The following is a 21,380-nucleotide window of genomic DNA, read 5'->3' on the forward strand; positions in this document are numbered from 1 at the left end:
TCTATATATTGATTATATTTATTAAAATAATTAAAATATAATAATTTACTCAAAATTATTTTGGTGACCAGACAATATCAAGCTCTTTTGCAGCTTTAACATCATCTAAACGGCGAGATGGTAGGTTATATGGTGCTTTTTTAAGATACTCTGGGTTCTCTTTTGCAATATCTCTAATTTCAACCATTGCTTGGATAAACATTTCCATACTATCAACATTCTCAGTTTCAGTAGGCTCTATTAACAAGCATTCTGGCACTAATAATGGGAAGTACATAGTTGGAGCATGTACTCCTTTATCTATCAAACACTTAGCGAAATCTGTAGCTGTGACACCATATTTTTGTAATTCTGGTTTTAAAGTCACTATAAACTCATGAGACGCCATTCTGTCAGGATATGCTATTGTGAAGCCTTCTTCTTTTAAGCGAACCATCATATAGTTAGCATTTAGAGTTGCTATTTCAGATGCTTCTGTCAGGCCATTACCACCTAGCATTGCACCATATATATATGCTCTAAGCAATACACCTATGTTACCATTAAAAGCAGATAATCTACCGATGGTATTTGGTACATCTTTTTCTTCTAGCCATACAAACTTATCATTTTTCTTACCAACTAATGGTATTGGCAAAAACTCTTTTAATTTAGCATTTACAGCTACTGGGCCAGCACCTGGACCACCACCACCATGAGGAGTCGCAAAAGTTTTATGTAGATTCATATGCAAAACATCAAAGCCCATATCACCAGGACGAGCTTTGCCCATAATCGCATTTAAATTTGCACCATCATAATATAATAGACCTCCAGCCTCATGAACTTTCTTTGCAATAACAGCTATATTTCTTTCAAACACGCCAACAGTAGATGGGTTTGTAAGCATAATACCTGCTGTCTTTGGGCCAAGTACTTTATCAAGAGCTTCAATATCAATATCGCCACATTTTTTTGTTGGGATCTCAATAACTTTTAAGCCACAGACTTTCGCAGTAGCTGGATTTGTTCCATGAGCGGCATCTGGAACGATAATTTCATTACGCTCAAAATCACCTCGTTTATGATGGTATGCTTTTATCATAGCTACACCAGCGAACTCACCTTGAGCTCCTGCCATAGGAGCAAGCGAGACTCCTGTCATGCCTGTTAATTCTTTAATCAAATCCTGCAGATCATATAAACACTCTAAAGTACCTTGTGCACTTTGACTACTTGCATATGGATGTCTCTCTAAAAAGCCAGATAATGAAGCATATTTATGTGCTGCGCGCGGATTATACTTCATAGTACAAGAGCCTAACGGATAAAAATTAGTATCTATGCAAAAGTTCTTACGTGATAACTGTGTATAATGTCTAACTACATCTAATTCTGCTTGCTCTGGTAAAATAGGTTTTTTAGAACGAAGCATACTTGCTGGAATATCTGAAATATCGCCTTTTTTACTAGGCATTACAGCTGGTGAATTTACACCTCTAGTTTTTTCAAAAATAACCATTTAAATAACCTCCTAACCTAGCTAGAACTTTCTTAGTTGCTACAATATATTCACCAAAATCTTCTTGTGTATGGATTTCAGTAGAACAAATCATAATAGAGTTTTCTAAGTCGCTACTATATTCACCTAAGAAGTAACCCGAATCAATACCTTCTTTTTCCATTTCTGTTACAAAAATCTCAGCATTTACAGGTAAATTAATAACTACTTCATTAAAGAATGCTTTATCAAACCTAACATTTACTCCATCTAGCCTAGACAATTCATTTGCTAAATTTTTAGTATTCTCATGAGATACACTAGCAACTCTTTCTAGACCTTCAGCACCAAGCAAACTTATGTAAATAGTTGCCGCTGTTACCATAAGACCTTGGTTAGTACAGATATTTGAAGTGGCTTTTGCACGGCGAATATGTTGTTCTCTAGCTTGTAGAGTTAAACAGAAACCTTCATTACCATCAAGATCAACAGTCCTACCAACAATACGCCCAGGCATTTGACGCACATATGCCATCTTACAAGTCATAAACCCAAAATATGGACCACCAGAAGCTAAAGGTACACCCATTGGCTGACCTTCGCCGCACACTATATCAGCTCCTTTTTCACCCCATTTATCAGGCGATTTTAATATTGCCAAAGACATTGGATTAGTTACAGCTACTACTAAAGCCCCATGTTCGTGCGCCCAATCTGTAAGATTATCAACATCTGCTATCTGACCAAAGAAGTTAGGACTTTGGACTACCACCGCAGCATATTTGGCATCTGCAAAATCATCAAGTTTAGCAACATTGGTCTTGCCATTGTTAGAATCAAGGCTTACAACATCAATCTCTATACCTTGATGCTTTGTGATAGTTTCTAATACATTTAAGTAAGTAGGATGTAATGCCTCGGCAATCAAAACCTTTTGCGATTTTGCTTTCTTATTAGAGCGAATCGCCATTAGTACAGATTCAGCTAATGCTGTTGCCCCATCATACATAGATGCATTTGATACATCCATACCAGTTAATCCTGCCATCATGGTTTGAAACTCATAGATAACTTGTAAGCCTCCTTGAGAAGCCTCAGCCTGGTATGGCGTATATGCCGTGTAAAACTCTCCACGAGCTACAATATCCCATATAGCAGATGGTATATAATGACTATATGCACCAGCTCCTATATAGTTTGTATTATGGTGATTTTTATTAGCTCTTTTTCTCGCGACATTTGCTAGTTGTATTTCATTGATTCCATCTGGAATTTTTAGAGTGTCTGCTCTTAACTGAGTAGGAATCTCATCAAATAACTGGTCTATAGAACTTGCACCTATAGTATCCAGCATCTTTTTAATTTGTTCAGACTTATGTGGGATAAAAGACATATTTCCTCCATGCCTTTGTATAAGAGATTTCTAAAAAGAGTAAATTAGTAAAACTTTATACCGTTATAAAAACTACTCTTCCATATTTTTTGCGTAAGCTTCAGCACTTAATAAGTCAACTAACTGAGACTCATCAGCAATTTTTAGTTTAAATAACCAACCATCTTTATATGGCGCATTATTTACTTGAGAAGGATCATCAACTAAAGACTCATTTACCTCAATAATTTTCCCATCAAGTGGAGAGTATACATCAGATGCAGCTTTAACAGATTCAACAACACAACTATCATCACCAGTTGAAAGTTCTTCCCCAACCTCTGGCAGTTCTACATATACAAGATCTCCTAATAGAGACTGAGCATGTTCTGTAATACCTACTGTAACCTCATCACCATCTATTTTTATCCACTCATGTGACTTTGTATACTTTAATTCATTAGGAATGTTTGACATTTTTATACCTCCGATAATTAAATCAATTTAACTTTATTAATCAATTTTAAAAAGTGTCATTCTTAGCTCTTTTCAAGATCTCAATAAAATTTATATATTAATAAGTGAGATGCTGAAATAAATCCAATATGACATCTATAATTTATATTAAAGACTCGCCATTTTTAACAAATCTTGGTTTTACAACCTCAACATCTAGTTCTTTGCCACGTATACTTACTTTAGGATTATTCCCTTGTTTTGGCACATACGCCAAAGCTATAGCAACCTTTAAAGTTGGCGAAAAACTACCACTTGTAATATAACCTTTTTCATCATTATCTAAAACTATTTCTTGACCAGATCTTAAAATACCTTTAGATCTAAGAACTATACCGACCCATTTAGTATCAACACCTTTAGCTTTTTTAGCTAATAAGGCTTTTTTACCTATAAAGTTTCTATCTTCATCAGATAAATCAACACTCCAACCAAGACCCCTTTCTAAAGGTGTTGTTGAGCTATTCATATCTGAACCATACAAATGCATGCCAGCTTCTAATCTAAGCGTATCTCTAGCACCAAGACCTGCTGGTGTAGCACCATGTTTCAATAGGTTATTCCAAAAATCTATAGCCTGATCTACCGGAAGCATTATTTCAAAACCATCCTCTCCAGTATAACCGGTACGTGCAAACATCCATTTACTAAAAAACTTAAATGAAAAAGGTTTAAGCTCATCTAATTGTTCTGCTATATTTGATGTCACCACATGTTTAACTACCTCAACTGCCTTAGGCCCTTGAACAGCTACTATAGCTAGATCTTCTTGGGGAGTTATTTCAACAGCAAAATCTTTGGCATTTTCCCTAAACCATGCGACATCAGATTCTCTATTACCAGCATTTACAACAATTCTGAAACTCTCTGAGTCAATTTTATAAGTAATCAAATCATCAACAATACCAGCTTCATGATTTAGCATACAACCATATTGTGCTTTATTACTTACTAATTTAATCACATCATTTGCCAACATATGACGTAAGAATTTTTCAGCATCATTACCTTTGATATCTACAGCAAGCATATGCGAAACATCAAATACACCACAGTTCTCTCTAACATTATTATGCTCTTGTATTTGCGAACCATAATTAATTGGCATCAACCAACCGGAGAAATCAACCATTTTAGCATCTGCAGCAACATGTGCCTCAAAAAGAGGAGTCTTAAGCATAAAAAATCACCCACTAAATTTAAACTATAACAGAAGACACTATACATCTTTTTATGAATTTTTATAAGTATTTTTCTCAAAAAAAATTACTAATCTTTATCATCAAGAACTTTTATATATAGTTTACCATCTTTAGCTCTCTCTGGACCATGAATATCTGTGTCGAATCCTGGTAACATTGAGCCTATTTTTTCTAACATCAATAAGAAATCTAAAATTACTTTTGATTCTGCTGTTATCCGCTCGCCCGGGAATATCACTGGAATTCCTGGTGGATAAGGGAGTATCATAACAGCGCAAACATGTTCATATATATCGGCCAACAAAACTTTCTTAGTTCTACCTTTTAATAATTTCTGAAAAGCTCTATGAGGATTAAGCTTTTGTTCTGGTAAGGCATTAAAAGCATGATACATCAGACTTGGTAAATTAGCATCTTGCATATATTTATGTAGCTGTTCACTAACTTCTTGTATTCTTTTATTATCATAAAACTTTGGATCCTCTGCATATAAAGTTGGTAACATTTTCTCTACCAAGATATTCTTATCATACATCTGCTTAAATTTATTTAATACAGATATAAGTCTTATTGATCTTGCTTTTGTAGTTCCCAAACTAAATATGAACAATAAAGAGTATGGACCAGATTTTTCAACAATAATATCATGCTCATCTAAGAACTTTGCCACAACATCTGCTGGAATACCCCAATCTTGAACATTGTTATCTTTTATCCCTGGAGTTAAAATAGTTATCTTAATAGGATCTAGTGATAAAAAATCACCATCTACATTTTTAAAACCATGCCACTTATCAGTATTTTTTAATAACCAAGCTTCTTTGTTTGATATATTATCAGGCTGCCAAACATCAAAAAACCAACCATTAGCTTCAGATTCTAACTTAACTAATTCTTGCCTAAAATCTATTGCTAAACCAATAGTTTTATCTATAAGGTTATAGCCTTGTTCACCTTCCATCATCGCAGCTGCCATCTCCGTACTTGAAACTATTGGATAAAATGGTGATGTTGAAGTGTGCATCATATATGCTTCATTCAAAACTTCTTCATTATAATCACCTTTTATATGCAACATAGATGATTGACTAAAGGCAGCTAAAAGCTTATGCGTAGACTGTGTCTCAAAAATTATATGCTCAGACTTAGGATTAATCTGCATTGCAGTTTTATTTTTATATATTGGATGAAATATCGCATAAGGTATCCAAGCACTATCAAAGTGTAACTTTTTGACATCTAACTCACCATGTATTGTATCAGTATTATACAAAATACCATCATAAGTTGAGTTTGTAATAACAGCATATTCTGGCCAATTATCTGCAATATTGCTATTTTCTATTTTCTCTTGAATAGTTTTTCTTTGAAATTCACTCTTAGGTATGCCGCCTATTATTCCATATGCATTTCTTGTTGGCTTTAGGTATATAGGATTAACATCAACCATCATCATAAGATGAGTTATAGATTTATGGCAATTTCTATCAACTAAAACAGTATCACCATCAGCAACACTGTACATACCAACTACCTTATTGGCTGTTGATGTTCCATTAGTCACAATAAGAGATCTTTCAGATTTAAAAACTTTTGATATATATTCTTCGGCATCTTTATGTGCCTCTGAATGATCTAACAAACTACCAAGTTCCTTCATTGAAATAGATAAATCAGTTTTAAAAATATTTTCACCATAGAAATCATAAAATAAAGCATCGACAGGAGATCTTTGGAAGCCATAGCCTCCCTGATGTCCAGGCGTACAAAATGATGAATTAAAATCTCTTGAATATTTAAATAACTCATAAGTTAATGGAGGTAAAATGTCATTAAAATAATTTGTGATGGTCTTATGAATAAAATCAGAATCCTCATTAGCCAAAGCATCATACTGTAAGAAATTAATATTTAAGTTAAAATCTTTCAAGTTAAGCTTGATACCTTGATTATAGTCAGAGGCAACAAATATAGGTAATTTTGTATTTAAATGAGCAATATTATGAAAAGCTTCTACGCTAAAACTTGCTCTATCTAAAACTATACAACATATTCTAGAGTTCTCTTCAAGAATCTCAACAACCTCTGGCATATTATCAATAATTAAAGTGTTGTATTGATATCCATTTAGATCTCTTTCAACTTTTAATAAGAAATTCTCTTTATATGATTTTAAAGAATCATTGTAGACAAATACGACTGTTTTCATAGTTTGATAACCTACAGAAAAATATAACTATCTACCAATGCAGTATACTAGATGTCAGTAAATTAAAAATAATTTTTTATTAGAATATCATTTATACTTTCCTGATAAACTTATCTTTTGAACTATTTTAATTTCTGATGGTGAAATCCATTTTATATATTTATCTATAACAACTCCATTTGGTGGAGCTAATTCATTAAATAATTCATTTTTCTTAAAGTCTAAAGATGTTTTACCAAAATTTTTATACTTATTTATATACATCGCAACAGCAGATTTATCAGAATTATATAATAGGACTTTTGATGTGTAGTAATCTCTATAATGTCCCCAGAAAAAGCTACTGATTTTAGAAAGATTTTTATTCCTAGATGTTAAACTTAACTAGATAAATTAGGAAATAGATAAATGAGTAAAAAAAGAGTAACGTATACAGCTGATTTTAAAGCTAAAGTAATTATAGAATTGCTAGAAGGCGATATGACAGTTAATGAGATAGCAAGTAAGTATGATTTACTTCCTAAAAACGTGCATAATTGGAAGCAGCAATTTTTATCTAATGCTTGCTTAGCATTTGATAAAAGCTCTGTTGTTAAGGAGTATAAGCAGGAAATAGATGAGCTTAGAAAAGATAAAGATGCAACAAGTAAAAAACTAGTCGAGGTAATAGTAGAGAGGGATTTTTTAATGGGAAAGCTAAAAAGCTTGGTATCATCAAATGATAGAGTAAACTCTGTAGATACTAAGCTAGAATTATCTTTAAATAATCAGCTTAAACTATTATCTGTATCTAAGAGTGTGTACTATTATACACCAATATCAAAATTTAGTAGTAATGATGATATTAAACTATTAAATGCAATAGATTTGATACATACTAAACATCCATATTATGGTACGAGAAGGCTAGTAAAGTTGCTAAATAGATTAGGATTTCTAGTTGGAAGGAAGCTAATCAAAAGTGCTATGGAATTAATGGGTATTAAGGCATTGTATCCTAAAAAAAAGACAACTGTCATTAATAAGCAACACAAGAAATATCCATACTTACTTAATGTATTTAAAAATGAGACGAATCAGGTTGTTATAGATAAAGCTAATAAGGTATGGAGTGCTGATATCACGTATATTAGACTAGAATGTGGGTATGCATATTTAGCAGCCATAATAGATTGGCATAGCAAGAAAACACTAGCTTGGAAGATTTCTAATACTATGGATACACATCTAACAACTAGTGTGTTAAAAGAAGCGTTATTTAAATATGGTAAACCTGATATCTTTAACTCTGATCAAGGAACTCAATATACAGCAAAAGAGCATATTAAAATAATATCTGATAATAAAATAAATATATCTATGGATGCTAAAGGAAGATCTATAGATAATATTGCAATTGAGAGATTTTGGAGAACACTGAAATATGAAAATGTTTATCCGGCATCATATATAACTATGAAAGAGGCTAAAGTAGGTATCAAAGAATATATTGATATTTACAACAATGAAAGACTACATTCTAGTATTGGATATATGACTCATGATGAAGTATATTCTGGTATTTTAGATGCTGCATAAAAGCAAGGAATAAAAATATTTTATAAAGTGGTATTGAATAACAGGGACAGTTTACTCTTCCACCTATCAGCGGAATCTCAAATACTATATAATTTTCTAAAATCTGCCTAATTTATATAGGAATTTAACAAATTAGTTTGATGATTTGTTAGTTCTAGAACACTAATTATTTCATTTTTAGACTTTTTCAAAACTATCTTAGAGTCTGGTATTTTTTGTTTTTTACCATACTCACTATTTTCTGATTTTTTATAAGGCTGATAAGAAGCTCTTTTATTTAAAATAGTACCTGGAGCTCGTCCATATCCATGAGATTTATATACACAATGCTTTGCTGGTGAACCAATCTCTTGTAATATGGTTGATAGATTCCTTTGCACTTGATAAGGCGTGGAAATACTATTGTTTTTACGCATTTGTTTTTGCCAAGGATGTAATAAATCCGTATCCAATAAACTTGCACATGCAAGTGAATTTATGTAGGCAAGTACACTAACTTGATTCCAAATATCTAGTGTTGGAGTATCTGGAGTTTCATATTTACCTAAAAGTAAATGTTGCTTAGAAAACCTAAAGAAATGCTCAATATTAAATCTACTTGAATATCTAGAAAATATTTCAAAACTAGTCAGCTTTCCTCTATCTTTGCCAGCTAACATCAACCACATATTTTTGTAGTATACTGGATCTCCATTGTCTTTAAAAACTTGAACTTTAACAATATCAAAACAATTCTCATGCATTGGCATGTTCCTTTTTCCATGAATAATTAAATTATTCCAACGAGTCAATTTTACAGTATATACTTTTCCTCGTGTAGTAACTATTTCACATTGTTCAGAATCAGATGGAGCTGTAGTCCATATTGATTCATCATTTAATTTAAAAGACTCACCATATTTTTTGAGCTTATTATCACTATGATCTTGAAAAGATAAATTTCTAACAGAGTTAAGCCTGCTTAACAATAATGTATTATTATGTTCTGAGTAAACTCTATGAATACATTCCATTGAACTGTATTTTGAGTCACCAATCAGAACATTAATATCTCCTGAATTCTCTTGATTAGATATGTATTTATGGAATTGATCTAAGCTTACACTAATACCAGAATCAGCAGCAGTCACTCGCTGCAAATTAACAGGTACCACCCATTGCCCCATCTCCTGCCTAAGTATACTAAATAAGAGTATGAATGACCTATGCCAACTTTACCCGTACCATTAGTCAATCCATAAACAAATCTTCTTCCATCCATGCTTTTTGAGTTAGGCTTTAAGATTGATGTTTCATCTAGAGCATAAAAATGTATGTTGGATGAATTGTTTAATTTTATTTCATTAATCAATTTTGTTCCCACTTTACCCAATATCGATGATTGTGATTCTATCTTTAGTATCTGAGATATGCTGCTATATTGTCGAGTAAAAAATGGGGATAAAGATAGCTCAACAGCAGTTTTAGCATTTGATGATGATAAAGCATCTATTAATTCAAATGTGGTATCAGCATAAGTTTCAAAGCTATCATATAACTCTTCTCTAAATGAATTTGTATAGGCAAAATTACCAAAAGGAAAGGACATATAATGATCTATTTCAAAATTATTTACATGGAGATTATTATAATTTATTCAATGCCCAGACATCAAAAGTCCCATATAAAGCATCTGTTGTTAGATTAGTTTTATTAATATAGCTTGAATATTCATTATTTCCAATAGTTATTAATATACTAATAATAGTGATAATCACTACTACTTTCACTAATCCATAACCTTTTGTTTTCAACGACATCATACATGAAACTAACTTATATAGCTTATATACCAAAATACTCTATATAATATTAATGTGTATTTCTCTACTAGGGAATAGTTATGCTATACCATTTAGCGAGTATTTTATTGTTAGTTACATTAATTGTAAGTTGCACAGAAAAAACTGGGCACTCTAGTGAAAAAGAACAAAAAATAATACAAAGTAAAGTATCTAATGATGAAAATATTAATAAAAAGCACACAAAGTATGGGGAACTTTATCTTGATTACAAGATTGATAAATCTAACTTAATTATAACAAGCTGTTCATCTAAAGGTATAGACAAAAATATACTACCTGATAATTGTAAATAATACGATACCAAATTAATAGATTATACTTAGTTTTTATTAGCCTTTAATGAGTCATTTAGAAAAACATAAAGTTAAAACTTCTTAATTCCATCACTCTCTATACTAAACACACACCATAATCATGTTTTTTTTAAATATTAATCCGTGAAGTATTTAAAATAACTGGTTAATATTTAAGCAGATAAAATTAACTAGAATGCTAAACCAGCTCTATTTCGCCATCAACTAATTTATAGATCTTATTCATTCGACTAGCTAATTTTGCATCATGAGTCACAATTACAAAACTTGTTCCATAATCATCGCTAAGCTGTTGCATTAATTGAAAAATACTCTCAGATCGTTGGCTATCAAGGTTACCTGTTGGCTCATCTGCAAGAATACAGTTTGGGTTAGTTACTAATGCTCTAGCAATTGCTACTCTTTGTCGCTCACCGCCTGATAGCTCTGCTGGTTTATGATTTGCTCTATGATCTAAACCTACTTTCTCAAGTATTTCTTTAGCAAGCTTTATTGAGTCTTTTCTATTATATTTCTTAGTGATCGCTAAAGGAATCATAACATTCTCAATAGCTGTAAACTCAGGTAACAAGTGATGTAACTGATATATGAACCCTAGGTGTTTATTACGCATTATTGCTCTTTTATTAACAGATTGATTATCAAACCTTTCACCCATTAAATAAACTTCACCAGAATTACACTTATCTAGCCCTCCTAAAGCATTCAATAAAGTAGTTTTACCAGAGCCTGATAGACCTAATATAGCAACCTTTTCACCTTTTTCAATCTCAAGATTAATATCTTTAAGAATTACTATATCATTTTTAAACTCTGTGTATTTCTTTGAAACATTTTTACAACTTAAAACAATATTACTCATATCTAAGAGCCTCTACTGGTTGAACTCTCGAAGCACTCCAAGCAGGATACAATGTTGCTAAGAAACTTAAAAGCATCGAAACTAAAGTTACTTTAACAACATCAGAAAACAGCAATTCTGATGGAATATAATCAATCAAATAAACACTTGCACTCAGAAACTGCCTACCTGTTACATGCTGAATAAAATTAACAATATCTGTAGCATACGTTGATAACAACACCCCTAAGAATACCCCAATAATTGTACCTATAAGACCAATTATAAAACCCTGGTATATAAATACTGCAATAATTTGACGTGATGACATCCCCATGGTTCTCAAAATAGCTATATCGCTACGTTTATCTGTAACAACCATAACTAAAGATGATAATAAGTTAAATATTGCTACAGTTATTATCAACAGCAATATAAAGAACATCATTGTTTTTTCCATTTTCAATGCATCAAAAAATGATTTATTTTCATCTGTCCAATCACGAGTGAAATAATAAGATGATAAACCACCATCATTTAGTTTATTTTTAATAATTGGGGCATCATATACATTTTTAATACCAAGCTGTAATGATGTAATAGCATTTCCAGTCTCAAAAACTTTTTGAGCATCTTTGATATTAATCATTGCATAATAGGCATCATATTGATAACTTACAGAAAAAATCCCAGTTACTGTGAACTGTTTAATTCGAGGAATCATACCTGCTGGAGTCAAGCTAATTTTAGGTACTATCAGTGTAACCTTATCACCAACAGATACTCCTAAACTACCGGCTAACACACTACCTAAAACAATATTATATCCCTTACCATCATCTAAAGACGATAGACTTCCATCTACAATATGCTTCTTAATTGGTAATACTTTTGTTTGATATTTTGGCTCTATCCCTTGTATTTGTACGAATGCAGTAGTGCTGCCACCGGCGTTAGCACTAAGTAATCCCTGAGATTCAACTATAGGAGCTGCTGCAGTAACTTTGGGATTATTTGCTAATATTTTTTTTGAGAGTGATTGCCAATTTTCAAGCTTGCCACCCATTTCATAAACTTTTAACGGTGGTACCATCATTAGAATTTTGCTTTTAATCTGTTGGTCAAAGCCATTCATAACAGACATTACAGTTATTAAAACTGCTACTCCTAGTGATATACCTAAAAACGATATAGCTGAAATAATAGATATAAATCTATTACGCTTCTTCGCACGAATATATCTCAAACCAATAAATAAAGGTAAATTTCTAAACATTTAATTTTTTAATAAGAAAAATTGTACTATAGGATAGCATATTAGGCTGTGAAAAACATTTTAAAAATAATTACCAAAAATTTATTTAGTTTAAATTTTATAAACCTTTATTAAAAATTAATTGTGCTTGTTAATTTTACCTAATTGTTATAACACTATTTTATCTTATAATTATAGCAGGAATTATTTTTAAATTTAGTGATTTGAATATATGATAAAAATGTTTTTTAAATCTCGATTTAATTACCTTTACATCTATTTAGGAGGATTAGTTATAAGTTACATAGGTTTAACATTGCTAATCTTACATACGATGTTCTAAATACAGTTGGTATTATTTTGACTATACAAAGTCAGGTGTTGCTCCCACACGCTATAACTTTAGGCAACATCTAGATAACAATTCCCTTAAAAATCAAAATATACTAACTGTATTTAAACAATTTCATAAGAATTCGCACTTTGAATAAAATATTTTAAAAGATCTGATGACTACCTACTTTCACCTGGGAAAATGCCAGACTATCATTGGCGAAAGCCCGTTTCACTTCTGAGTTAGGAATGGAAATCAGGTGGTTCCAGACTGCTATGATCGTCAGTTGGTGTTATAATACTCCTCTTAATCTATATGTCAACAAAAAGAGTTATTTTAAAAAAAATATCCTTGATATAACTAAAGTCTCAAAATACTACTTTGAATAGGTGTGGTACTATCAGTGGAAAAGATCTAATCCACTGAAAATTAACTTTAATTTTGATCATACCCTCCTATTTGGGACACTTAGGTGTTAAGAAAAGGAGACAAGATGAGATATACAAAAGAGTTTAAAGATGAAGCTGTTAAATTATGTTTACAACCAGATGCAAATAGACGAGAAATAGCAGATAACTTAGGGGTTAAATATAAAACCATTTGCAGTTGGATATCCAAAGCCATGTCAAACCCTCAGAAAGAAATAAAGATAGATTATAAAACGCAGTACCAGCAACTATCTTTTGAAAATACTGATTTGAAGAAAAAACTCAAACAGGCAGAAACAGAGCGTGAAATACTAAAAAAGGCACAGCTTACTTTGCAAAGCAAAATCTGTAAGGTACGCCTTTATTAAGGAGCATTATAAAGTTATGCCAGTAACAACACTATGTAAATCTTTGAATGTGAGCACATCTTCATATTACAGATGGATTCATAAACCTATAGGTAAAAGGCAATGCTGAACTAGATGATGCTATTTTAATGAACATAAATCTAGATATGGAAGTGTTAGGATATACAAAGAGCTTAAAGATATGGGTTGGAAAGTTACTCAACCTAGAGTATCTAAACGTATGAAATTACTTGGTTTACATGCTAAAGCGGCTCGTAAGCATACGAAAACTACAGATTCTAACCACAACAAACATGTTTATGATAATTTATTAGAACAAAACTTCACTGCTTTATCTGTAAATCATAGGTGGGTTACAGATATAACTTATGTACCTACACAAGAGGGGTGGCTGTATCTTTGTGTGATTATAGATTTATTCTCAAGATCAGTTATTGGTTGGGCAATGGATTCTAGGATGAAAGCGGATTTAGTTTGTAATGCTTTAAATATGGCATTATTTAGAAGAAATTTTCCTAGTGGTGTGATTATACACTCTGATAAAGGGTCACAGTACTGTAGCAAACAATATCAAGACATTATTAAAGAACACTGGCTACTATCAAGTATGAGCTCTAAAGGATGCTGTTACGATAATGCTGCTTGTGAAAGTTTCTTTGGAACTTTAAAAGTAGAGTTAGTACATGATGAAAGCTATAAAACTAGAGAAGAAGCTAAACTATCAATATTTGAATATATTGAAGCTTACTATAATACAAAAAGGAGACATTCTACAATAAATTATATGACTCCATATCAATTTGAATATATAATGGAAAATGAAGTAGTAAACTGTCCCAAATTGACGGGGTAGATCAATTCGGTAATTTAGCTAAAGTTGCATCAATAATATTTAATAATGGCACATTGATTGATGCTTGCAGCTGCTCAAAATATCTATGAGCCATATTACAAGGCATTGCAATTAATTTGGCTCCCCAACTTTGTAATCTAATTAAACCTTGAACTATTGATTGTTCTAACTCTTAATGATTTATTTCACGATCTAAATAGAAAGGAGTTGGCAATGAATATATTATAACATGAGGATAATCCATATCATGCTTTGCATCATTTTTTTTTACGCCATGCAATCATTAGGGCTTCAATAAATGGTGCTGTCGACATTGGTCCCATACCAGCAAGTATACCAATCATAATATTTCTTTCTTTATTTTATAAATCAACCACTACTCAAATTAACCGTACTACCCTCAGCTATCAATCTACTAATATCATTTACAAATTCATATATCGAAAAAGGCTTTCGTAAGCAATCAAATTTACCATCCACACCATCTAAATAAACCTCTATTTCTAAAGCATTTTCTTTTTGAGTATCTACAGATGCAATATTTATCCTTAAGTTATCAAGGACTTTTTTAAGATTTGTAGGGTTTATATTTTTAGTTCTAAGATTTACCTCAATCTTACTAAAATTCTCATCAATATATTGTGATATTGGCTGGACCTTACCAACACTTAATTTATTACATTCACGTTGGATATCACGGCTAACTTTACCCTCAACGACAACAATATCATCAACCTGAATATTATCTTTCACTAAGGCAAATACATCTTCACCAACTAAGCAATCAACTCTATCAAATTCATCATCAATATTTATAATATATAAAATCCTACCAGTTTTGGTTCTTCTACGTATAGCTGGAGCTATCATACTCGCGATAATTCTCACAGAATTACCATCCATATTAGACTGTTGGATCTTTTGAAGATCACTAAAACTAACATGATTACGCCAATGACTCTCTTCATCAAGAATATGCCCTGAAAAATACATTCCTAGAGCTTTCTTTTCATTGATTAATAGCTTTTTAAGACTCCACTCTTCTGATATACATTCTCTTTCTAGCTCTGTATCAGTATCGTTTTCTTGCTCTGTAAAACCAAATAAATCATTTTGCCCAGCAGCTACCATCTCATTTACATAACCTGCATTTTTGATAGCTTTCTCGATAGAATTAAATGCTGTTGCCCTATTTCTAGATATATCTTTGATAGCTCCTGCAAAACATAAAGCTTCAAGAGCTTTCTTATTAACTTTACGTAAGTCTACTCTACGCGTCAGATCAAATATTGAGCTAAACTCTCCTTCTGCTTGTCGCTCTGTAAGTATACTCTTAATAGCCTCACCACCAAGTCCTTTAATAGCTCCTAAACCAAGTAAAATAATACTTTTTGAAATAGCTATACAATCATAAGCACTCTTATTCACACTAGGTGCTAAAACTGTAATCCCCATATTTTTACAATCTAAGATAAACTTAACTAGCTGGTCAGTATTGCCCATATCTCCTGACATCAATGCAGCCATGTACTCATCTGGATAGTGTGCTTTTAACCAAGCAGTTTGATAAGCAATCAACGCATACGCAGCAGCATGTGATTTATTAAAACCATACCCAGCAAAAGCTTCCATTTGGTCAAATATTTCATCAGCAAGACTAGCTTCAATATTATGATATTTTGCAGCACCTTCTTTAAAAATCTTACGCTGTTTTTCCATTTCTTCTGGCTTTTTCTTACCCATTGCACGACGTAATAAATCTGCTCCACCAAGAGTATAACCAGCAAGTTTTTGTGCCATTTGCATTACTTGCTCTTGGTAAACTGGGATACCATAAGTTTCTTTTAAAACTTCTTCTAGTAATGGATGCAAATATATAGTTCTTTTTCTACCATGTTTACGATCAATAAAGATCGGAATATTTTCCATCGGACCTGGACGATATAGTGCCACTAGTGCAATAATTTCTCCAAAATTAGAGGTGCCAAGATCTTTGACAATCTGGCGCATCCCTTGTGACTCTAACTGGAATATCCCTGTAGTATTGCCTGCTTGTAATAGCTTAAATGTCTTCTCATCATCTAAGGGAATATCTGATATATTTAGTGAAGTTTCATCATTTGATCGTTTTGTATTAATACTTGTAATCGCATTTTTGATAATTGTTAAGTTTTTTAGTCCTAAAAAGTCAAATTTAACAAGACCAACATCTTCAACATCACCTTTATCAAACTGAGTTACAATATCGCCACCCTTATCTTCACAATATACTGGAGCAAAATCAGAAATTTTTGTTGGCGATATAACAATACCAGCAGCATGCTTACCTAAACTACGTGGTAGACCTTCCAGTTTTTGAGCTTTTTCAACAATTTCAGCAACATCTTCATCAATTTGCGTTTCATCATATAAAGGCTCACCCTCGTGGAGAATCTTTTTAAATGTAGTCCCAGGAGTTTCAGGAATCAATTTAGCAATCCTATCACCAAAACTAAAACTTTGACCCATTACACGCACTACATCTCGCACTACACCTTTAGCAGCCATTGTCCCATAGGTTATAATCTGACCAACACTTTGCTTACCATATTTTTGCTCTACATATTTAATAACTCTATCTCTACCTTGAATACAAAAATCAATATCAAAATCTGGCATTGATACCCTTTCTGGATTCAAAAATCTCTCAAAAAGTAGTCCATACGGTAAAGGATCAATGTCTGTAATAAGTAACGAATACGCCACCAATGAACCGGCACCAGAACCGCGCCCTGGTCCAACTGGAATATCATTTTCTTTTGACCACCTGATGAAATCCTCTACTATTAGAAAATAGCCAGGAAACCCCATATCACAAATAATATCAATCTCTCTTTGTAGCCTATCTTTATAAACCTTTATAATATGTTCATGTTTATCTTGTGACTTATTTGCTAGTACTTTTTCTAAACGGCTTTCTAAGCCTTGATAGCATAGCTTTGAGAAATATTCTTTCTCTGTTAAACCATCTGGAATATCTACAGTCGGTAGATAAGGCTTACCTAAATCAAATGTCACATTACAACGTTTTGCAATAGCTAATGTATTATCAACTAAAACTGGCAAAGAGCTAAAAGTATCATACATCTCATCTGCTGATTTTAGATATTGTTGTCGTGTAAACCTTGATTTGCGTGATTCATCAAGAATTGTAGTTTTTTCATTAATACATACTCTAATCTCATGAATGTCATAATCATCAGACTCCATAAATACTGTAAGGTTTGTCGCTACTGCAATTAGATTATATTTAGTCGCTAATTCAAGAACTTTTTCATTATATAAACCTTCATTTTCATACCCTAGCTTATGAATTTCAATGACATAATTATCTTGGCCAAATATTGCTAGATTTTCAGTGATAATCTCTTCAGCTTTAACATTATCTTTAGCTAAAATTGCTTTACCAAGCTCTCCATTCTGACCACCACTTAAGCATATCACATTCTCTAAACTAGATTCTTTGAGCCAACTTTTTGGAATAAGTGGTATTGAACCAACTCTATCTGCTTCTTGATATACTCTAGAGATTAAATCAACAACATTTTGGTAACCATTTTTATTTTCAGCTAAAAGTATTAAATCAGAAACTCCCAATTCAGTATCAATTTTTAACTCAGCTCCAAAAATTGGTTTAACACCACTTTCCAAAGCCTGTTTATAAAACTTCACTGCAGCAAATAAGTTACATACATCGGTAAGTGCTATTGCTACGATATTTTTATCTTTTGCTCTAGCAAAAAGATCGCCTAAACGCACAGTACTATCCACAACGGAAAATCCTGTATGAACTCTAAGATGAGAAATCATTATAGATATATTTTATTTTATGAACTTAGCTATAAATATTACTATAAATGAATTGTAAAATCACAAAATGATTTTAAATCAGCTTGATAAATGATTATTTGAATGATATTTTAACTCTCCAACTCTATCAAAACAAAATCAAAAACTTTTGCAATATAGAACATTTCGATAATCGTTAAAATAATGAATATAAAAAAACTTTTGCTAGTAATGCTACCTTTTTCAACATTACCACTAATTGCTAATGCTAACTCTGTATCAACTATAGATTCCCATATAGATACTGATGCAAAAAGACTAGATAGTGATACAAAGCATATTGAAAAAAATGCTAAAGGCCTTTATAAACTACCTAAAAATTACTATAACATTAATGACCTTGACAATGTTACAAAAAAACATTTAAACCTATGGCATATATTAGTGTAAATGGTGGTTGGGGACAGCAGACAAATATGGCCAAAGGTGGTGCAACAATAATTGCTAGTTTAGGCTATAGCTTTACAGAATCTTTCGCTTTAGAATTTGTTTATCAAAACTTCCTAGTTAGTGAATATAATACAACACAAGTTAACAACTACTTTGCTGGTGCTGCCAAATACTATTATAAAATAAACAATTACGTAACAGCATATGCTGCGGCTGGACTAGGTCTCGGTCATACAAACATCAACGGTATAAAAAATCAACAAAATGCTCCTAGTGACTATTTAGCGACAAATGATACTTGGGGAGGTTTTGCTGTCTTCCCAGTAGGTCTAATGTTTCCAATCAAGTATGTGGATAATCTTAGCCTTAAGGTTACATACACATACACAATTTCTTTCTCAGGAGAGTCACAAAACTTTGTAACATCTGGTCTACAGTACTCTTTTTAGAGCTTATTACTTTCTAAAACTTTGCTTCTCAGACAACTTATGATCTAAGAATTTACTAATATTATCCTTCTTATCTTTAAAGACAAAATTATTATAGACAATCATATACATTAATACTTTTCTTATATAATGTCTTGTCTCACCAAATGGAACATTCTCTATCCATATAGGTGCTGGAACTTCTCTTTTATTTAACCATTTAGCTACATTACCTGGCCCTGCATTGTATGCAGCTATTCCTAAAACAGTATTTTTATCAAATAATTTTTCTAAGAAATATAGGTTTGCCGTACCTAATTTAATATTATTCTGAGGAATAAATATTTGACTGTTCATCCCTTTGGATTTATTCCCAATTAAAGATAATTTATATTTCTTAGCAATAAATTTAGCTGTAGGTTCGGTAACTTGCATCAAACCTTTTGCTCCAGCCCAAGATCCTGCTTCTATATCAAATAAAGATTCTTTACGCATAATAGAAAGTACAAGATCTCTATCAATACCGAATCTCTTAACATTTTCATTTACTGTGTGTATAAAGGCCTTAGGAAAAAGTACATCAAGATTATTATATTTACCAATCACAGCCATATTAAATATAGCTGCATAATACATATGATTATCTTCTGCTAAACGAACAAGCTCTTTAATTTCACTAATCTGGTTTGCTTTTAATTTATTTCTTATACTCCAACACCATATACTAGTAGAATCTTTATACTGCCCTATTTGATATAAACTAATAGCTTGTTCAGTAGCATCTTGAGAAAGCAATTTTTTAGTCTCATAGCTACTTAATTTATCAGCAATGTTATTACCAAAATTATATGGTTTGTTAAGCTTATCAGATGCTAAAAATGAATAATAATTTAATGGATCTTTGATTAACTTCTCATATATATTTTTAGCTTTTGACGTCTGACCTTGTTTATCATAGCTGTATGCCAACCAGTATTTCCAAGCATCATTTTGCTGTGATTTTTTTGGTAACTGGTAATATGTTTTTATATAGCTTGCAAAATCATTGTTATACAAATCCACCCTTAACAACCATTCCCACGCTACAACATCTAGATACTGCTTATCCACTCTTTCTAGCCACAACTTTGCTTCAGGTAACTGAGATCTTGCAAAACTAACAGCAATTGCAGAAATACACTCTTGTTTAGCCCTTTTACTTAAGTATCTTTTGTTTTTTAAGTTATCCCAGATCTTTGCATAGTTAGATGCGTTTCTATTAATAAGATTAGTTGAAATAACTACAAATACTTGATTAAATTTTCGATAACTATGATATTTAGCTATAAACCCATCTAATTTGACAGGATTTTTTGTCGCTTCTTGCCATGCAGTAATATAATTAATGTAGTCTTCATTATTCTTAACATAAGTTTTCAATAACCACAGACTGTCGTCAAACTTGCTAGCAAATGCAAGTGTATAAGCTTTATTGGTTAAGTAAATCTTTGGTTTATAGTCTGATTTATTCCAATATTTTTGCATAACTGAACAACTAGAAGGCATGTATACGCGATTCTGCCAAAGATTACCATACTCTTTTAAAGCTTGATGTTTATCTCCTGATTCATATTCTGCTTGCATGTTCCAGCATTTACCTGAAATACCAAGATCTCCCTTATAGTATTTTTTAAAAAGCTTCCAATTTTGTTTTTGTGCATAGTATTGCGCTAAAGTATCAGATAGCTTATCTTGCCAGTATTTATTATTATCCTGTTTAAAATATGCATCAATCGTAGATGGCTTAAAGAGCTCTGGATCACTACTAACTTCTTTATACTGAAAGTATGGATATATACTAGTATTTTTAAGTTTAGATTTAAGATAATAATAAGATTTATAATCTTTTGCTTCTAAATCTCTTAATGCTTGTTTTGAAACTTGAATTTGCTCAGTAGTAAGACTATACCCAATACCTACAGACAAAAATAATAAACAACTTATTACAAAATTTTTACTAAACATAATAACTTAACTATTAGAAATTTATTTTGCTAAAAATACTAACATTATTAAAGCTAAAAAACTAACGATTCTAAGT

The 21,380-nt window shown here is 31.8% G+C and carries 20 protein-coding genes and 1 rRNA gene; 6 read left to right on the top strand and 15 right to left on the bottom strand.

From position 1 onward, the window contains the following. Window positions 1–55 precede the first annotated feature (55 nt). The 6 genes from gcvPB to CDV26_RS12225 all read right to left on the bottom strand — a co-directional run bounded on the left by gcvPB (window position 56) and on the right by CDV26_RS12225 (window position 7,043). Entirely contained in the window at window positions 56–1,501 is a 1,446-nt protein-coding gene (gcvPB, locus tag CDV26_RS08565) for an aminomethyl-transferring glycine dehydrogenase subunit GcvPB (protein ID WP_088772925.1), read from the bottom strand. Then, a complete protein-coding gene (gcvPA, locus tag CDV26_RS08570) occupies window positions 1,488–2,873 on the bottom strand; it encodes an aminomethyl-transferring glycine dehydrogenase subunit GcvPA (protein ID WP_088772926.1) in 1,386 nt (461 codons plus the stop codon). The genes gcvPB and gcvPA overlap by 14 nt, the downstream gene beginning before the upstream one ends. Window positions 2,874–2,945: 72 nt before the next feature. After that, window positions 2,946–3,329 carry a glycine cleavage system protein GcvH gene (gene gcvH / locus CDV26_RS08575; protein WP_088772927.1) on the bottom strand — a complete coding sequence of 128 codons (384 nt, stop codon included), beginning with the start codon at window positions 3,327–3,329 and terminating at the stop codon, window positions 2,946–2,948. A 142-nt stretch (window positions 3,330–3,471) separates the two neighbouring features. Then, window positions 3,472–4,548, bottom strand: a complete 1,077-nt coding sequence (gcvT, locus tag CDV26_RS08580) for a glycine cleavage system aminomethyltransferase GcvT (protein WP_088772928.1) — start codon at window positions 4,546–4,548, stop codon at window positions 3,472–3,474. 89 nt (window positions 4,549–4,637) lie between these two features. Next, a complete protein-coding gene (ldcC, locus tag CDV26_RS08585; protein WP_088772929.1) occupies window positions 4,638–6,779 on the bottom strand; it encodes a lysine decarboxylase LdcC in 2,142 nt (713 codons plus the stop codon). 87 nt (window positions 6,780–6,866) lie between these two features. Beyond that, the gene (locus CDV26_RS12225) at window positions 6,867–7,043 is read right to left on the bottom strand and encodes a hypothetical protein (protein WP_157671561.1); all 177 of its coding nucleotides are present in this window, start codon (window positions 7,041–7,043) and stop codon (window positions 6,867–6,869) included. Between the two features lie 144 nt (window positions 7,044–7,187). Between CDV26_RS12225 and CDV26_RS08590 the strand changes: the two genes are divergently transcribed. Beyond that, window positions 7,188–8,357 carry an IS3 family transposase gene (locus CDV26_RS08590; protein ID WP_088772930.1) on the top strand — a complete coding sequence of 390 codons (1,170 nt, stop codon included), beginning with the start codon at window positions 7,188–7,190 and terminating at the stop codon, window positions 8,355–8,357. A 107-nt stretch (window positions 8,358–8,464) separates the two neighbouring features. Here CDV26_RS08590 and CDV26_RS08595 read toward each other — a convergent pair whose 3' ends face one another. Genes CDV26_RS08595 through CDV26_RS12230 form a run of 3 tightly spaced genes read right to left on the bottom strand, consistent with a single transcriptional unit; the run spans window position 8,465 to window position 10,156 of the window. Beyond that, on the bottom strand, window positions 8,465–9,523 hold the full coding sequence (locus CDV26_RS08595; RefSeq protein WP_157671555.1) for a hypothetical protein: 1,059 nt from the start codon (window positions 9,521–9,523) through the stop codon (window positions 8,465–8,467). Beyond that, on the bottom strand, window positions 9,484–9,945 hold the full coding sequence (locus CDV26_RS08600) for a hypothetical protein (RefSeq protein ID WP_088772878.1): 462 nt from the start codon (window positions 9,943–9,945) through the stop codon (window positions 9,484–9,486). The genes CDV26_RS08595 and CDV26_RS08600 overlap by 40 nt, the downstream gene beginning before the upstream one ends. A gap of 37 nt (window positions 9,946–9,982) precedes the next feature. Further along, window positions 9,983–10,156, bottom strand: a complete 174-nt coding sequence (locus CDV26_RS12230; protein ID WP_157671563.1) for a hypothetical protein — start codon at window positions 10,154–10,156, stop codon at window positions 9,983–9,985. Window positions 10,157–10,239: 83 nt separating this feature from the next. Here CDV26_RS12230 and CDV26_RS08605 point away from each other — a divergent pair, with 83 nt between their 5' ends. Then, window positions 10,240–10,494, top strand: coding sequence for a hypothetical protein (locus CDV26_RS08605; RefSeq protein ID WP_088772931.1), 255 nt, complete (start codon window positions 10,240–10,242; stop codon window positions 10,492–10,494). 199 nt (window positions 10,495–10,693) lie between these two features. Here the strand turns inward: CDV26_RS08605 and CDV26_RS08610 are convergent, their stop codons facing one another. The 3 genes from CDV26_RS08610 to rrf form a co-directional block, all read right to left on the bottom strand. Then, window positions 10,694–11,377, bottom strand: coding sequence for an ABC transporter ATP-binding protein (locus CDV26_RS08610; protein WP_088772932.1), 684 nt, complete (start codon window positions 11,375–11,377; stop codon window positions 10,694–10,696). Beyond that, window positions 11,370–12,632 carry a lipoprotein-releasing ABC transporter permease subunit gene (locus tag CDV26_RS08615; protein ID WP_088772933.1) on the bottom strand — a complete coding sequence of 421 codons (1,263 nt, stop codon included), beginning with the start codon at window positions 12,630–12,632 and terminating at the stop codon, window positions 11,370–11,372. The genes CDV26_RS08610 and CDV26_RS08615 overlap by 8 nt, the downstream gene beginning before the upstream one ends. A gap of 483 nt (window positions 12,633–13,115) precedes the next feature. Continuing rightward, window positions 13,116–13,232: ribosomal RNA gene (rrf, locus tag CDV26_RS08620) — 5S ribosomal RNA — on the bottom strand. A 185-nt stretch (window positions 13,233–13,417) separates the two neighbouring features. Between rrf and CDV26_RS08625 the strand changes: the two genes are divergently transcribed. Next, a complete protein-coding gene (locus CDV26_RS08625) occupies window positions 13,418–13,741 on the top strand; it encodes a transposase (protein WP_157671496.1) in 324 nt (107 codons plus the stop codon). A 181-nt stretch (window positions 13,742–13,922) separates the two neighbouring features. Further along, on the top strand, window positions 13,923–14,594 hold the full coding sequence (locus tag CDV26_RS08630) for an IS3 family transposase (RefSeq protein WP_088773483.1): 672 nt from the start codon (window positions 13,923–13,925) through the stop codon (window positions 14,592–14,594). A gap of 1 nt (window position 14,595) precedes the next feature. Here CDV26_RS08630 and CDV26_RS14055 read toward each other — a convergent pair whose 3' ends face one another. Together CDV26_RS14055 and dnaE are read right to left on the bottom strand one after the other, a co-directional pair. Next, complete coding sequence (locus tag CDV26_RS14055; RefSeq protein WP_420809883.1) at window positions 14,596–14,700, bottom strand: hypothetical protein; 105 nt, start codon at window positions 14,698–14,700, stop codon at window positions 14,596–14,598. Between the two features lie 263 nt (window positions 14,701–14,963). Then, on the bottom strand, window positions 14,964–18,443 hold the full coding sequence (dnaE, locus tag CDV26_RS08640) for a DNA polymerase III subunit alpha (protein WP_088772935.1): 3,480 nt from the start codon (window positions 18,441–18,443) through the stop codon (window positions 14,964–14,966). Between the two features lie 183 nt (window positions 18,444–18,626). On the opposite strand from dnaE, the gene CDV26_RS08645 reads away from it, so the two are divergent. Both CDV26_RS08645 and CDV26_RS08650 read left to right on the top strand, forming a co-directional pair. Further along, entirely contained in the window at window positions 18,627–18,872 is a 246-nt protein-coding gene (locus CDV26_RS08645; RefSeq protein WP_088772936.1) for a hypothetical protein, read from the top strand. Beyond that, on the top strand, window positions 18,854–19,321 hold the full coding sequence (locus tag CDV26_RS08650) for an outer membrane beta-barrel protein (RefSeq protein WP_245806426.1): 468 nt from the start codon (window positions 18,854–18,856) through the stop codon (window positions 19,319–19,321). Before CDV26_RS08645 ends, CDV26_RS08650 begins: the two co-directional genes overlap by 19 nt. 6 nt (window positions 19,322–19,327) lie before the next feature. Here CDV26_RS08650 and CDV26_RS08655 read toward each other — a convergent pair whose 3' ends face one another. After that, entirely contained in the window at window positions 19,328–21,304 is a 1,977-nt protein-coding gene (locus CDV26_RS08655; RefSeq protein ID WP_088772937.1) for a lytic transglycosylase domain-containing protein, read from the bottom strand. Window positions 21,305–21,380: the final 76 nt, after the last annotated feature.

Origin of the sequence: Francisella halioticida, assembly GCF_002211785.1 — a bacterium.
GTDB lineage: Bacteria > Pseudomonadota > Gammaproteobacteria > Francisellales > Francisellaceae > Francisella > Francisella halioticida.

Coding starts and splice junctions, on each gene's coding strand:
- CDV26_RS08645 (WP_088772936.1), top strand. CDS start 18,627: ATGAATATAAAAAAACTTTTGCTAGTAATGCTACCTTTTTCAACATTA.
- CDV26_RS08600 (WP_088772878.1), bottom strand. CDS start 9,945: ATGTCCTTTCCTTTTGGTAATTTTGCCTATACAAATTCATTTAGAGAA.
- gcvPA (WP_088772926.1), bottom strand. CDS start 2,873: ATGTCTTTTATCCCACATAAGTCTGAACAAATTAAAAAGATGCTGGAT.
- CDV26_RS12225 (WP_157671561.1), bottom strand. CDS start 7,043: ATGTATATAAATAAGTATAAAAATTTTGGTAAAACATCTTTAGACTTT.
- CDV26_RS14055 (WP_420809883.1), bottom strand. CDS start 14,700: ATGCCTTGTAATATGGCTCATAGATATTTTGAGCAGCTGCAAGCATCA.
- dnaE (WP_088772935.1), bottom strand. CDS start 18,443: ATGATTTCTCATCTTAGAGTTCATACAGGATTTTCCGTTGTGGATAGT.
- CDV26_RS08605 (WP_088772931.1), top strand. CDS start 10,240: ATGCTATACCATTTAGCGAGTATTTTATTGTTAGTTACATTAATTGTA.
- CDV26_RS08630 (WP_088773483.1), top strand. CDS start 13,923: ATGGGTTGGAAAGTTACTCAACCTAGAGTATCTAAACGTATGAAATTA.
- CDV26_RS08655 (WP_088772937.1), bottom strand. CDS start 21,304: ATGTTTAGTAAAAATTTTGTAATAAGTTGTTTATTATTTTTGTCTGTA.
- CDV26_RS08650 (WP_245806426.1), top strand. CDS start 18,854: ATGGCATATATTAGTGTAAATGGTGGTTGGGGACAGCAGACAAATATG.
- CDV26_RS08610 (WP_088772932.1), bottom strand. CDS start 11,377: ATGAGTAATATTGTTTTAAGTTGTAAAAATGTTTCAAAGAAATACACA.
- gcvT (WP_088772928.1), bottom strand. CDS start 4,548: ATGCTTAAGACTCCTCTTTTTGAGGCACATGTTGCTGCAGATGCTAAA.
- gcvPB (WP_088772925.1), bottom strand. CDS start 1,501: ATGGTTATTTTTGAAAAAACTAGAGGTGTAAATTCACCAGCTGTAATG.
- CDV26_RS08615 (WP_088772933.1), bottom strand. CDS start 12,632: ATGTTTAGAAATTTACCTTTATTTATTGGTTTGAGATATATTCGTGCG.
- CDV26_RS08590 (WP_088772930.1), top strand. CDS start 7,188: ATGAGTAAAAAAAGAGTAACGTATACAGCTGATTTTAAAGCTAAAGTA.
- CDV26_RS08595 (WP_157671555.1), bottom strand. CDS start 9,523: ATGGGGCAATGGGTGGTACCTGTTAATTTGCAGCGAGTGACTGCTGCT.
- CDV26_RS12230 (WP_157671563.1), bottom strand. CDS start 10,156: ATGTCGTTGAAAACAAAAGGTTATGGATTAGTGAAAGTAGTAGTGATT.
- gcvH (WP_088772927.1), bottom strand. CDS start 3,329: ATGTCAAACATTCCTAATGAATTAAAGTATACAAAGTCACATGAGTGG.
- ldcC (WP_088772929.1), bottom strand. CDS start 6,779: ATGAAAACAGTCGTATTTGTCTACAATGATTCTTTAAAATCATATAAA.